Consider the following 12,366-nt stretch of genomic DNA (forward strand, 5'->3'; position numbering starts at 1 on the left):
TTCAAGGACCATCTCGCCATGATCAAGATCAAACAACAGCAGCGAATCGTTCCGGCCCTGACCGCGCTGAGCTTCGCCGTCGCCGCCAGCCTCGTCAGCCAGGGTGCGTATGCCAGTGCGTTCCAGCTCGGACGGCAGAACGATACGCAAGGCGTCGGCCGCTACGGCGCCGGCGGCACCGCCGCGCCGGACGACTGCGCCGTCGTCGAGAACAATCCCGCCGCGATGTCCGACATCAAAGGCGGTTGCGTACAAACCGACGTAGTCGTGATCGACTACGGCATCAAGTTCTCCGGTGGCGGTACCGACGCGCTGGGCAATCCGCTGACCGGCGGCAACGGCGGCGACGGTGGCGCCACCGTGCCGATTCCCGCGGCGCATTTCGTCATGCCGATCAACGACCAGCTCACTTTCGGCGCGGGGTTCAACGCGCCGTTCGGCCTGAAGACCTACTATGACGACCGCTGGGTCGGTCGCTACCAGGCCGTTTCCACGAACCTCAAGGCGCCGGCGGCGACGCTGGCCTTGGCGTACAAGATCGACGACACGCTGTCGATCGGCGCGAGCCTGATTGCACAGCGCCTGCGCGCCGAACTGAAATCGGACATCAACCTCGGCACGATCCTCATGCAGCCGACCGGCGGTGCATTACTGCCGCAGGAAGCCGACGGCCAAGGCGGGCTGAAGGGCGCCGACTGGGGCTTCGGCTTCGGCCTCGGCGTGCTGTGGAAACCGACGCCGGCGGACCGCGTCGGCTTCAATTTTCACTCGCAGATCGACCACACGATCAACGGCAAGGCGACATTCCTGATACCGTCGAATCTCCTGCCATTGTTCGGCGGCGCATTCACCAATACGACCGGCACGGCCGACGTCAACACGCCCTGGTTCGCCAACGTCGGCTGGTGGCATACGGTCAACGACCGCCTCAGCCTCGGCGCCGATTTCAGCTTCACGCACTGGTCGAGCTTCAAGGAGCTCGTGATCTCGTACCAGAACACGGCGCAGGCGCCGTACAACCGGCCGACGCTGTTCAATTACAAGAACAGCTGGTCGGGATCGCTGGGCGGCGAATACAAACTCGACAATCAATGGACGCTGCGCGCCGGGTTCGGCTACGACAAGACGCCCACGGTCGACGAGACGCGCGACCCGCGCGTGCCGGACGGCTCGCGCACGGGCGTGGCCTTGGGACTCGGCTACAAGATGAGCGACAAGCTGCGTTTCGACGCGGGCTACTATCACCTGTTCGTCGAGGACGGCAAGATCGACCAGACCAGCGCGACGTTCGATCATCTCGTCGGCAAGACCGCGAACGACGACAACACCTTCGCGGTTTCGGTGCAGTATCGGTTCTAGTCGCGCGCGGCAACGACCACGCAAAGGGCGCGAGCGATCGCGCCCTTTTTTATCCGGTCAGTAATTGATGCCGACGCGTCGCATTAGCTTGGCCACGATCCATGCGGGACCGATCAGCAGATAGGCGAGATCGGTCAGGAACGACGGTTTCCTGCCCTCGATCTTGTGGCCGATGAACTGACCGATCCAGGCGACGACGAACACAGCGATCGCCAACCACATCAGTTGTGTCGCACCGAGCGCTCGGTACAGTGCCTCGGTGCCAAGACCGAGCACGACGAACATTGCGAGCATGGCGAACGCGAGCGGCCGCGACAGGCGCAGGTAGAACGCGAACGCGGGCACCATCGCCAATGCCGCCCAGAGCCCGGCGCGCCCCACCATTGCTGGCACCGGTACGACCCAGAGCAGGGCGATCACGGTCCACAGGATCGCGGGCACGCAGATCCAATGGATCGTGATGTTGGTCGGATTGCGATGGTCCTCGCTGTAGTTGCCGAGCCAGCGGTCGACTTCGCGGCGCGCATCGTCGCCGGTGTGGAAAGCGGCTTCGTTCATGACGGTCCTCGAGTGTATGTTTCGCTGCGTCGAGCATAGCGTGCAAGCATCGCCGCGCAAGGGCCGCCGCAGCAGCGCGGGGAGGGCAAACCGGTCAGCTCGATCATGCCATCGTCGAGCGCCACAGATGCAGCACGGCATAGGCGCGATACGGCCGCCACGCCTGCGACATTTCCTCGAGCGCGCGCGTGGATACTGGCTTGCCGTCGCGTGCAACGGCCTTGCGCAGCACGATGTCGCCCGCCGGAAACGCATCGGCATGGGCGACGCCGCGCATCGCCAGGTAGTACGCGGTCCATTCACCAATTCCCGGCAGCGCGGTCCACATCGACACGAACTCGGCCAGTGGACGCTCGCGGCGGAAATCGACGCGGCCGTCGCGCACCGCCGCGGCGATCGCGCGCAGCGTGGCGATGCGCGCGCCGGTGATGCCGAGTCCGCCGAGATCCGCGTCGGCGAGCGTGGCCGGTGTGGGGAACAAAACTGCTTTGCCACTGCGCGACGTCTCGACTTCGTGGCCGAATTTGCGCACCACGCGCTCGGTCAGCGTACGCGCGGCGGCAACCGTGACCTGCTGGCCGAGCACGGCGCGGATCGCGATCTCGAAGCCATCCCAGCCGCCGGGCAGGCGCTGGCCCGGGTGCTTCGCGATGCACGCCTTCAGGTGCCGGCGGCGGCCGAGATGCGCATTGATCGCGGCGATGTCCGCGTCGAGGTCGAACATGCGGCGCACGCGCGCGACGATGTCGGCGACGTGCACGGCATTCGCAGAATCGACTTGCAGATCCAGCGCGTGACCGCGCTTGGCGCGGGTGACGGCGAATTCGCCCACCTCGCCATTCAGGGTGAAGATACGCCGATAACTATCCTCATCGACCCGCTCGACGCCGGGGATCGCGCGCTTGGCGAAGAACCCGAGCAGGTTGGCGAAGTCGTGCGGCGGCTGGTATTCGAGGCGGATCTTTTCGCTCACGCCTCAGAATCCATAGCGCAGAAAACCGCCATCGACCGCGATGCACTCGCCGGTGATGTACGCCGCGGCGGGCAGGCACAGGAACGCGATCGCCGCGGCGACCTCCTCGGGTTCACCGATGCGGCCCATCGGCGTGCGTTCGAGCACTTCGTCGAGGTATTCCTCGTTGGCGAGTTTGATTGCGGTGCGCTGTGTGCGGATGTACCACGGCGCGACGGCATTGACGCGGATGCCGTCCTCGGCCCACTCGCAGGCAAGGTTCTTGGTCAGTTGCGCGAGCGCGGCCTTGGTCATGCCGTAGGGCGAGCCGGTGCGCACATGGGTCAGTCCCGATACCGAGCTGACGTTGACGATCGCGGCGTTGCCGTGCTCGGCAAGTTGCGCGTGCGCGAGTCGGCTCATCTCGAATGCGCTCATCACGTTCACTTCAATTAGCCCGCGCACTTCGTCTGCGGCGTAGTCGAGCGTCGGCTTGCTCGCGTTGCCACCGGCGTTGTTGACGAGGATCGACAGCGGCAGCTCGAGGTCAGCGACCCAGTCGAACACTTCGAGCCGCTGTTCGGCGTCGGCGACATCAGCTGCGAACGCGACGATGTCGCTGGCGGGGAATTCTTCGGCCAGTTCGGCCCGGGCTGACTCCAGATGCGCTTCGTCACGCGCGACCATGAGTACATCGGCGCCGAGCAACGCGAGTTCGCGTGCGGTGGCATAGCCGATGCCGCGGCTCGCGCCCGTGACCAGCGCGACTTGTCCATCCAGGCGCCAGCGCGCGGTATTTGTCGTCATGGCTGTCTCCTTCGGCAAAGCGTGATCGCCTTGCCTGTACACGCAAGACTCCGCGGCGCAAACTTTAGCGACTGGTTGCGGAGTTCGCCATGCGTATCGCCACGTTATCGATTTTCGTCCTCGCCGTGCTCTCCGTTTCTTGCTCACGCGGCACACCGCCGCCCGCGCCCGCGGCCCAACCGAAGCCGACCGAGCGGCAGAAGACGGTGATCGATGCGCAGCTCAAAGCCCTCGACAAGGCGAAGGCCGTGCAAGGCACGCTGGATCAGCAGAAGAAGGACATGGACAAGAAGCTGGAAGACGCGGGCGGCTAATAGCGTGCGCGATGTGTAGCGGCGTCAGACGGGATCCCATGTCATCGGCCATCCTTGGCCTGCACAAGATGACGGCATTCTGCCGTCACTTGATCTCGCAGAAACAGTAGGCGAACACGCCGACCTTGTTCGAGTCGAGTGAGCTCAGCAACTTGAGCTGGCCCTGCACGTCGGGCTGAGCGAGCAGAGTGCGCATCGATTTGGGCACGAGGCTGTGAACGAAGCTCGCCGATGCGTCGTTCGACAGGCTGACGATGAACCGCTCCCACGCCGACAGCGACTTCTCGACGTAGCGCACCTGGTAGTTGTCGCCAAGCTTGGCCGCCTGCGCCGCCGCGGCTGTCGCTTCGCGCAGGCCGCCGAGTTGATCGACGAGGCCGCGCTCCTTCGCCTGCGCGCCGCTCCATACGCGGCCGCGCGCGATCGCGTCGATTTCCTCGGGCTTCTTCTTGCGCGCGGCAGCCACTTTGGTGATGAAGTTCTGGTAGCCCTTGTCGATGATGCTCTGGATGATGTCGCCGACCTTCGGGTCGAGCGCGCGGCGCGGATCGAGCGCTCCGGCGAGCGAGGTCGTACCGACGCCGTCGGTGTGCACATTGAGCTTGGCCAGCGTCTTCGGGAAGTTCATGAACAGGCCGAAGATGCCGATCGAACCGGTAATCGTGGTCGGCTCGGCGAAGATCTGATCGCCGTTCATCGAGATCCAGTAGCCGCCCGACGCGGCGACGTCGCCCATCGAGACGATGACGGGCTTGCCCGCGGCCTTGGTCAGTTCGATTTCGCGGCGGATCAGTTCGGAGGCGAATGCGCTGCCGCCCGGTGAGTTGACGCGCAGCACGACCGCCTTGATGTTCCTGTTCTCGCGCGCCTGGCGCACGAGCTTGGCAGTCGATTCGCCGCCGACCGTGCCGGCAGCCTGGTCGCCGTCGAGGATCTCGCCCTGGGCGACGACGACGCCGACCTGTGGGCGCGTATCGAGCGGATTTTCACGCTGCACGAGCGTGGCATAGTCCTGGAAGTCGATCTGGCGGAAGCTGTTTTCTTCCTTGACTCCCTTCTGGATCAGCAGCGCTTCGGCTTCGTCACGCGTGGCGAGCTTGTCGACCAGCTTGGCGTCGAGCGCGAGCTTGGCGAGATCGCCGTTGGCGGCCTTGATCGACGTCGAGTAGTTCTCGATCTGCGCGGCGATCGCCTTCGGGTCGAGCTTGCGCGCGCCGCCGATTTCCTTGAGGTAGTCGCCCCAGACACCGTTCATCCAGTAAAGATCGGCTTCCTTCGATTCGGGCGAAGCGTCGTTGCGGATGTACGGTTCGGCGTACGACTTGTACTCGCCGACGCGGAACAGGTGCACATCGACACCGAGCCAGTCGAGCGCATCTTTGTAGTAGGTGCGGTAGCGGCCGAGGCCTTCGAGCAGCAGATCGCCATCCGGGTGCAGCAGCACCTCGTTCGCGTGCGCGGCGATGAGATACTGGCCCTGGCTCATCGAGTTCGATACGGCGACGACCTCTTTGCCTGCGGCTTTGAAGCGTTCGATTGCGGCGCCGATCTCGTGCAGCGTGGACATGCCGGCCGAGGCAATCTGGTCCGGTTCGATGACGAGACGCTCGATGCGCTTGTCGGCCGCGGCGGCGTCGATCGTGCGAATGAGATCGCGCAGTTGCACTTCGCGGATCTTCTGTCCGAACGCGCCCGCGAACGCGCGTTGCGCCGGATCGGAGCTGTACTGCTCGACGATATTGCCTTTCGGGTCGAGCACGAGCGCGGTGCGCTCCTGCAATACGACCTTGCCGCCGCCCGCGCGCAGCGCGACGAAGAAGATCAGCAACAGGAACAGCGCGATCACGCCGAACACGAACCGGCGGATGAAGTTGAACAGGCTCCAGGCCCAGAAGAACAGGGTGGCGAACACGCCGCGGCTTTTCTCGGCCATACGCAATCTTCCTCGGGAAAATATCGAAAGTGATCTGTGACGCAGATTAACCGAATTGCCGACGACCGGCATACCGCCTTAAGTCATGCCCTGCGTGGCATGCTGGCGCGGAGAAAACGCAGGGTCAGCAATACTGCCGCCGCGGTCAGCCCAGCGGCGAGGCCCATCCACATCCCGCGTGCGCCCAATCCTTGTCTGAACGCCAGCCAGTAGCCGACCGGCATGCCGATCGCCCAATAGGCGAGCACGGTGATGATCATCGGCATCGTCGTGTCCTTGAGTCCGCGCAACGCGCCGCCGGCGGTGACTTGGATACCGTCCGAGAGCTGGAAAATCGCGGCGAGGACCAGCAGCTGCGCGGCGAGCGCGGCGACGGCCGTATCGTCGGTGTAGGCATGCGCGATCGCTTGCGGAAACACCGCCATCGCCGTCGAAGCGACGAACTGAGTGCCGAGCGAGAGCGTTATGCCGGCCAGCCCGGCCGAGCGCACGCCATGCCGATCGCCGCGGCCGACCGCATTGCCGACGCGCACTGTGGTCGCCATCGCCAGGCCAAGCGGCACCATGAAGGTGATCGACGCAACGTTGAGCGCGACCTGATGGCTGGCCACGGTGACCGCGCCGAGCGAGGCGATCAACAGCGCGGTGCACACGAACAGCCCCGACTCCATCAGCAGGGCGATGCCCATCGGCACACCGAGGCGCAGCAGTGCACCGATCTCGTGCCAGCGCGGTGATTCGAAATGAGCGAACGGCGCAATCTCGCGATAATTGCGATGGCGATGCAGATACAGCGCGAAGGCGATCGCTTCGATCCAGAGTACGAGCGCGGTCGCTTCGCCGGAGCCTTGCGCACCGCGCGGTGCAACTCCGAGTTTGCCGTACATCAGCGTGTAGCCAATCGGTGCGAGCAGCAAGAGGCCAAACAGGCCGAAGTACATCGTCGGCCGGGTCAGCGAGAGTCCTTCGGAAAGGCCGCGCATGGCGAAGTAGAGCGTCAGCGCCGGTGCGCCCCAGGAGATCGCGCGGACGAACTTCGTCGTGTCCTCGATGATGCCCGGATCGACGCCGAAACCACCGAGCAGCATCGGTCCGACGTAGCGGACGAACAGCAGCAGGCCGATGCCGAGCAGCAACGCCATCCACAGCGCCTGGCGGAACAGTGGGCCGATCTCGCCGCGACGCTGCGCGCCGGCGAGTTGTGCCACGCTCGGCGGCACGGACATCATCACGCCGATGCCGGTGACGATTGCGAGCGACCACACACCCGCACCGACCGCGACCGCGGCGAGCGTGTGCGCGTTGTAGTGGCCGGCGAGCATCGTGTCGACGACGTTCATGCCGATCGCCGACAGCTGGCCGGCGATCAGCGGCAGGGCGAGGATCAGTGTGTCGCGCAATTCGCGCCCAAACGACATAGGCGCGGCGCCTGCCGCGGGCGGTGCGGCGGGAGAGGGAGGCATGGGAGAGACTTGCAAACTGCGGATGCCCAAGTCTAGCCGAAGCCGTCTCCAGGCATGCGTGAGCGCTCGCGCTACATCGGAACCGATCCGGGTTAGCATTGCCCGCCATGACCACACCCGCCGCCGACCAAGCCCCGCTCGACCCCCTGCCACCCGTGCCGCTGATGCCGCCGGAAGCGGCCGCACACGACGCGGAATTCGGCACGCACGCGGAAAGCTGCGAGTCCGCGCCAGCACCCGTGCAGGCGACCTGCGCAAATTGCGGCACGACGCTGCTCGGCCCGCATTGTTACGCCTGCGGCCAGCCGGTCAAGGGCATGGTGCGGCATCTGTCGAGCATCCTCGCCGACGCAGCCGACACGATTCTCAACATCGATTCGCGCATCTTTCGCACGCTGTGGCCGCTGTATTTCCGCCCGGGTTATCTGACCAACGAATATTTCGAAGGCCGGCGCGTACGCTATGTCACCCCGTTCCGCCTGTATTTCTTCCTCAGCATCCTCGCGTTCTTCCTCATGCAGTTCGCTATCGGCGACGTCAACTTCGGCAACGCTGGCAATGATGGTGACGATGCGATCGCGAAGGCGAAGACGGCGCAAGAAGTGAACCAGCGCCGCGACGAGGCGATCGCCGGCCTCAAGCAAGCCCAGTCGGTGACACCCGATGCGGGCAAGCGCGGCATCGACAAAGCCATCGAGAAAATCCAGAAGAAGGCCGACAAGCGCCTGCAATATCTGAACAAGGTCGAGGAAGCCAAGGCCAAGGGCGAAGCCGCGCCCGCTGACACGAGCAGCGACGATCTCAATTTCCCGATCGCCGACAAGACCTGGGATCCCAAGGCGAATCCGGTGCACTTGGGCGGGCCGAAATTCCTCGACGATAAGCTCACTCAGCTGCTCGAACATGCCAAGGACAATCTGAACAAGCTCGGCAAGGATCCCAAGCCACTGATTCTCGGCGCGATCGGCTCGCTGCCGCAAGTACTGTTCGTGCTGATGCCGGTGTTCGCGCTGCTGCTGAAGATCTTGTATGTATTCAAGCGGCGCCTGTACATGGAGCACATGATCGTTGCCCTGCACAGCCATGCCTTCATCTTCGTGTCGCTGTTCCTGCTCGTGCTCGTCGGCATGGCGAAGAGCTGGGCGCAGGGTGCGGCACCCTGGCTCGTCGGCTGGCTCAACCTGCTGCTGTTCGTGATGGGGTGGTGGCTGCCGATCTACCTGTTCCTCATGCAGAAAAAAGTATACAAACAGGGCTGGATCATGACCACGCTCAAGTACGGCATGATCGGCACCTGCTATACGATCCTGATCTCGTGCTGCGCGGCGGCGGCGTTTCTGGTCAGCCTCGCTACCGTATGATTTGCGCTCAGTAGCAATCGTCCGTGATCGCGAAAATCACGAAGCGTCCATCCGTGGCCGCACGTCTCAATCAAATCTTTCAATTCTGATTTGACGTTGCAAATTTGGGTTTGAGTTCGCCGTTGCGCACTGCGGTGCTCACGTCGACAAAAGCACCGTCACGGTATTCGAGAAAGATCGCACTGGCGGGCGGTGCCGAGCGCAGGTCCTCGCCCATGCTGAAGTACAGCGCTTGCGTGTCGCCGATTTCGAGCACGGGGAACGGCTTGCCTGCAACCTCGAGCGGGTGCAGCGGACGGTAGTCGTCTGGCTGCACGCTGTCCTTGCGCACGAAGTAGCTCCATGCGGGTTGCTCCGTGCTGATCAGGCAGTGGGCGAGGCGCTCCGGTTGCGCGGAGAGGCCCTTGGCGATCGAGTCGCTGAGGCCGGCGAAGCCCCATAGCGTGGAGGTTTGCAAAAAGTATACTTGGCAGCCGTGCTGCGGCAGCGTCGCCTGAGCGAGTGCTGTTTCGGCCGCGGCAAACGCGGCGGCCTGCTTGTTCGTGCCATCTGCGTAGCCGTGTGCGATGCGCTGCGATACGGGCACGAGTCCGACCAGGGCCAGCAGGATGCCCGCCGTCGACAGGCGCAGCGTCGATGATCTCACGGTAACCCGCGGCGACGTCGTGATCAGCGCGAGGCCGCAGATCAATCCGGCGAGGCCGAGGTGAAAGAATCGCGAGGGTACGATCAGGTTGAAGAAGAACAGATCCGAACCGACGCCTGCAGCGAGATGCTTGGCCGCGACCGGTGCCTGGACCAGGCCTGGCAGCAGGATCAGCGCGAGCAGAGCCGCGGCCACGTGCAGGCGCGGCCGTGAATTCGCCGCGCTGCGGCGCGCAAGCAGCGCCGCGGCGAGCCAAGCCGCGGTCGCGAACGCAATGCAGACGATGGCCCAGCGCGGCGCGCGCGGATCGGCGAACAGATAGACGGCGCCGGCGCGCAGCCAGTTGCAGAATCCACTCGCGAATGCGGCGAGCGCGGGCAGATGCATCGCGCCGTCGCCGTTCGGCACGCTGAGCATCGCGCGGCGATAAGCGAGCCAAGCCAGTGTCAGCGTGGTGATCGCGACGAGTGCGAGCACGCGCTGCCTGGCGTCCAGGCGCGCGCGCGGCGCGAGCGCGATGGCGGCGAACGCGGCCGCGGCGCCGACGATGCCGAGTTCCTTGCTCAGCAGGGCCGACAGCAGTGCGCCGAGCATTCCGAACAAAGCGGCGGCGCGTGGCCGCTCGGCATGGGCCAGTGCCGTGGCGACGGCAAGCAGCGAGAACAGCGTGGCGAGCAGATCGAAGCGATCGGACAGCCACAACGCAGTGCCGATCGCGAGCGGATGCACGGCGTACACTGCCGCCCACAACGCATTCAACGGCGCGTCGCGGCGCAGGCGCTGCAACAAAGCATACAAAGCCCCAACGCAACCGAGATGCAGGGTGAGGTTGAGCACGTACTGCGGCCACGCGGCGTCGCCGGCCGCGTCGGCGACGAGCCACCACAGCAGCACGCCGAGCGGGCGGAAGTAGGCGTAGTCGGGGAAATGGTTGTGCACGAACAGCAGCCATGGCTGGTGCAGCAGGCGCACGAGAGCGAGAAAGGCGAAATCGTCCTGGGCAAAGAAGGCCCGCAGTCCCGGCGCGTAACACCATGCACCGAGGGCGAGAGCGATCAGCAGTGCGGCGATGCGCCAGCGACGCGGCAGGCTTGCGGCTGGGGTCGGGGAAAAAGCCGTGTTGCGCATGCGCGAAGGCGGGTCCTGCGGATCGACGCGCGACTATAGCCGCATCGTGCTGCGCATGCGAAACGGTCAGTAATCAGGGCTTGGCTTGCAGGGCCTGGCTGCGCTGCTCGGACGACATCGCCAGCATCTGGCGGCGATAGCCATCGCGTTGATCCTCGGGCAGCGCGCGCCATGCCTTGGCGAACGCCTGGCGCTGGTCCGGCGTGAACGTGTCGAACATCTCGCGCGTCGCGCGTCGTTCGGGCGGGGGTACGGTCTGCAGCACTTCGCGCACGATGCCGACATGGCCGGCCATGCCGGCGCCGGCGAGGAAGGCATTGCGTTCGGTCGGGCTCATGCGCTCGAATTGTTCGCGCAGCTGCGCACGCTCGGCTTCGGGCAGCGCGTCGAAGCGCTTGAACGCGTTGAGCATGCGCGTCTGCTGCTCGGGCGGCAGCTGGTGGAATTGCCGGTAACGTTCGAGCAAGCGGATGCGTTGCGCCGGCGGCATGTCCGCCCATTTCTGCATGCGCTTGCGGATCTGCTCGCGCTGCGCTTCGGTCAACTTCGGCCAATGCTGAGCGACCTGGCCAAGATGTTGCTGCACGTCGGGTGCGAGTTCGTCCCAGATCGCGTGCACGGGCGTGAGCACATCGCGTTGTGCATCGGTCAATCCGGACCACGGCTGCGCCGGCAACGCCGCTTCCGTCGGCGCGACGGTCGCCGAAGCGGACGCCGGCTGTGCGGCATGCACCTCCGCGCCGGCGAGCAGCGTCGCAGCGAAAACGAACACGCGCATTGCGTTCAACCGTCGCCGCCCTTGTTCTGCGCGTCAAGCCAAGCGTAGAACTCGAGGTTCTGATAGAACTCGGTCGAGGTTTCCTCGCTGTCGCCGTCGTCGACGGCGACGGGCGCTGCCGAGGGTTGCGTTTCGCTGCGGTGATGCGGCTGCCATACGACGACGGCGAGCAGCATAGCGCAGGCGCTGGCGAGGCCGGCGGGCAGCAGCCACACGCGCGGCGCGTGCGGACGTTGCTGCGCCAGCGCCGTCTGGCGCGCGCGGTTGAGGCGCGAGAGCGTGACCGCGTCGAGATCGCGCACCGAATCGTCGAGCAGCTGGGTCGACCGATTGATCCAGGCGGGGCGGTCGTTGGAATGCTGGTTGCCGTTCATTGGTGATCCTCCAGCGCACGTCGCAGCGCGGCGAGTGCACGCGACAGGTGCGTTTTCACGCTGCCTTCGCTGCATTGCATGACCCGCGCGGTCGTCGCCACGTCGAAGCCTTCCCACATGCGCAATAAAAACGCCTGACGCTGGCGCAATGGTAGCGCTTTCAGCGCCGCGTCGAGGGCCTTGCCTGCTTCACTGCCGGCCAGGCGCAGCAGCGGACCGGGGTCCTGCAGATCCTGCGCCTGCTCGATCGGATCGAGCGTGTCATCGTCCTCCTTGCGCTCGAACACCGCCAACCAGCGGTTGCGCACCGTGCGGCGACGATGGAAATCGTTGAGCCGACTGTCGAGCACGCGATGGAACAGGGGCGCCCAGTCGGGCTCCGGCTTGGCGGCGTAGTTCTTGACGAACGCGCACATCGCGTCCTGGACCACATCGAGCGCATCATCGCGGCTGCCGCAGGCAAGTTCGGCCATGCGCAGGGCGCGCCGTTCGACGCCGCGCAGGAACTGATCGAGTGCGCGCTGATTCGTGCTGGTCGCATCCACGCGTCGGGCGAATTCCAATTGCGAGCCTGTCATTGTGCCAGCGATTTCGGCCATGATCTTGAACCTTGCTGTGTGCCGCTGTGACAACTAACGCGCCGGCGCGCCGATGGTTGACTGTGTGCGGACTTTGTTCCCGTGCCGTCCGCTC

At 65.0% G+C, this 12,366-nt stretch carries 12 protein-coding genes; 3 read left to right on the forward strand and 9 right to left on the reverse strand.

The window, feature by feature from the left end:
• Positions 1–18 precede the first annotated feature (18 nt).
• The gene (locus F455_RS0106005) at positions 19–1,359 is read left to right on the forward strand and encodes an OmpP1/FadL family transporter (RefSeq protein ID WP_018972373.1); all 1,341 of its coding nucleotides are present in this window, start codon (positions 19–21) and stop codon (positions 1,357–1,359) included.
• Between the two features lie 57 nt (positions 1,360–1,416).
• Here F455_RS0106005 and F455_RS0106010 read toward each other — a convergent pair whose 3' ends face one another.
• The 3 genes from F455_RS0106010 to F455_RS0106020 all read right to left on the reverse strand — a co-directional run bounded on the left by F455_RS0106010 (position 1,417) and on the right by F455_RS0106020 (position 3,676).
• Positions 1,417–1,917: an Mpo1 family 2-hydroxy fatty acid dioxygenase gene (locus tag F455_RS0106010; protein WP_018972374.1), complete on the reverse strand. Its 501-nt coding sequence runs from the start codon at positions 1,915–1,917 to the stop codon at positions 1,417–1,419.
• A 103-nt stretch (positions 1,918–2,020) separates the two neighbouring features.
• The gene (locus F455_RS19950; RefSeq protein WP_018972375.1) at positions 2,021–2,890 is read right to left on the reverse strand and encodes a DNA-3-methyladenine glycosylase family protein; all 870 of its coding nucleotides are present in this window, start codon (positions 2,888–2,890) and stop codon (positions 2,021–2,023) included.
• A gap of 3 nt (positions 2,891–2,893) precedes the next feature.
• A complete protein-coding gene (locus F455_RS0106020; RefSeq protein WP_018972376.1) occupies positions 2,894–3,676 on the reverse strand; it encodes an SDR family oxidoreductase in 783 nt (260 codons plus the stop codon).
• An 89-nt stretch (positions 3,677–3,765) separates the two neighbouring features.
• On the opposite strand from F455_RS0106020, the gene F455_RS0106025 reads away from it, so the two are divergent.
• Positions 3,766–3,990, forward strand: coding sequence for a hypothetical protein (locus F455_RS0106025; protein ID WP_018972377.1), 225 nt, complete (start codon positions 3,766–3,768; stop codon positions 3,988–3,990).
• Between the two features lie 85 nt (positions 3,991–4,075).
• On the opposite strand, the gene sppA is transcribed toward F455_RS0106025, so the two are convergent.
• Together sppA and F455_RS0106035 are read right to left on the reverse strand one after the other, a co-directional pair.
• Positions 4,076–5,923 carry a signal peptide peptidase SppA gene (gene sppA / locus F455_RS0106030; RefSeq protein ID WP_018972378.1) on the reverse strand — a complete coding sequence of 616 codons (1,848 nt, stop codon included), beginning with the start codon at positions 5,921–5,923 and terminating at the stop codon, positions 4,076–4,078.
• A gap of 83 nt (positions 5,924–6,006) precedes the next feature.
• On the reverse strand, positions 6,007–7,386 hold the full coding sequence (locus F455_RS0106035; RefSeq protein WP_245539942.1) for an MATE family efflux transporter: 1,380 nt from the start codon (positions 7,384–7,386) through the stop codon (positions 6,007–6,009).
• A 107-nt stretch (positions 7,387–7,493) separates the two neighbouring features.
• Between F455_RS0106035 and F455_RS0106040 the strand changes: the two genes are divergently transcribed.
• A complete protein-coding gene (locus F455_RS0106040; RefSeq protein WP_018972380.1) occupies positions 7,494–8,747 on the forward strand; it encodes a DUF3667 domain-containing protein in 1,254 nt (417 codons plus the stop codon).
• A gap of 79 nt (positions 8,748–8,826) precedes the next feature.
• On the opposite strand, the gene F455_RS0106045 is transcribed toward F455_RS0106040, so the two are convergent.
• From F455_RS0106045 to F455_RS0106060, 4 genes are all read right to left on the reverse strand, one after another.
• On the reverse strand, positions 8,827–10,521 hold the full coding sequence (locus F455_RS0106045; protein WP_018972381.1) for a hypothetical protein: 1,695 nt from the start codon (positions 10,519–10,521) through the stop codon (positions 8,827–8,829).
• 73 nt (positions 10,522–10,594) lie between these two features.
• Positions 10,595–11,299 carry a DUF3106 domain-containing protein gene (locus F455_RS21895; protein ID WP_018972382.1) on the reverse strand — a complete coding sequence of 235 codons (705 nt, stop codon included), beginning with the start codon at positions 11,297–11,299 and terminating at the stop codon, positions 10,595–10,597.
• Positions 11,300–11,304: 5 nt separating this feature from the next.
• Positions 11,305–11,673 (reverse strand): DUF3619 family protein, encoded by a 369-nt coding sequence (locus tag F455_RS0106055; RefSeq protein WP_018972383.1) that lies wholly within the window; start codon positions 11,671–11,673, stop codon positions 11,305–11,307.
• A complete protein-coding gene (locus F455_RS0106060; RefSeq protein WP_245539943.1) occupies positions 11,670–12,272 on the reverse strand; it encodes an RNA polymerase sigma factor in 603 nt (200 codons plus the stop codon). Before F455_RS0106060 ends, F455_RS0106055 begins: the two co-directional genes overlap by 4 nt.
• Positions 12,273–12,366 lie beyond the last annotated feature (94 nt).

The sequence above is a fragment of the Rudaea cellulosilytica DSM 22992 genome, assembly GCF_000378125.1.
Taxonomy (GTDB): domain Bacteria; phylum Pseudomonadota; class Gammaproteobacteria; order Xanthomonadales; family Rhodanobacteraceae; genus Rudaea; species Rudaea cellulosilytica.

Excerpts from the sequence above, each read along its gene's own strand:
- F455_RS0106005 (WP_018972373.1), top strand. The coding sequence starts at position 19 with ATGATCAAGATCAAACAACAGCAGCGAATCGTTCCGGCCCTGACCGCG.
- F455_RS0106010 (WP_018972374.1), bottom strand. The coding sequence starts at position 1,917 with ATGAACGAAGCCGCTTTCCACACCGGCGACGATGCGCGCCGCGAAGTC.
- F455_RS0106020 (WP_018972376.1), bottom strand. The coding sequence starts at position 3,676 with ATGACGACAAATACCGCGCGCTGGCGCCTGGATGGACAAGTCGCGCTG.
- F455_RS0106025 (WP_018972377.1), top strand. The coding sequence starts at position 3,766 with ATGCGTATCGCCACGTTATCGATTTTCGTCCTCGCCGTGCTCTCCGTT.
- sppA (WP_018972378.1), bottom strand. The coding sequence starts at position 5,923 with ATGGCCGAGAAAAGCCGCGGCGTGTTCGCCACCCTGTTCTTCTGGGCC.
- F455_RS0106035 (WP_245539942.1), bottom strand. The coding sequence starts at position 7,386 with ATGCCTCCCTCTCCCGCCGCACCGCCCGCGGCAGGCGCCGCGCCTATG.
- F455_RS0106040 (WP_018972380.1), top strand. The coding sequence starts at position 7,494 with ATGACCACACCCGCCGCCGACCAAGCCCCGCTCGACCCCCTGCCACCC.
- F455_RS0106045 (WP_018972381.1), bottom strand. The coding sequence starts at position 10,521 with ATGCGCAACACGGCTTTTTCCCCGACCCCAGCCGCAAGCCTGCCGCGT.
- F455_RS21895 (WP_018972382.1), bottom strand. The coding sequence starts at position 11,299 with ATGCGCGTGTTCGTTTTCGCTGCGACGCTGCTCGCCGGCGCGGAGGTG.
- F455_RS0106055 (WP_018972383.1), bottom strand. The coding sequence starts at position 11,673 with ATGAACGGCAACCAGCATTCCAACGACCGCCCCGCCTGGATCAATCGG.
- F455_RS0106060 (WP_245539943.1), bottom strand. The coding sequence starts at position 12,272 with ATGGCCGAAATCGCTGGCACAATGACAGGCTCGCAATTGGAATTCGCC.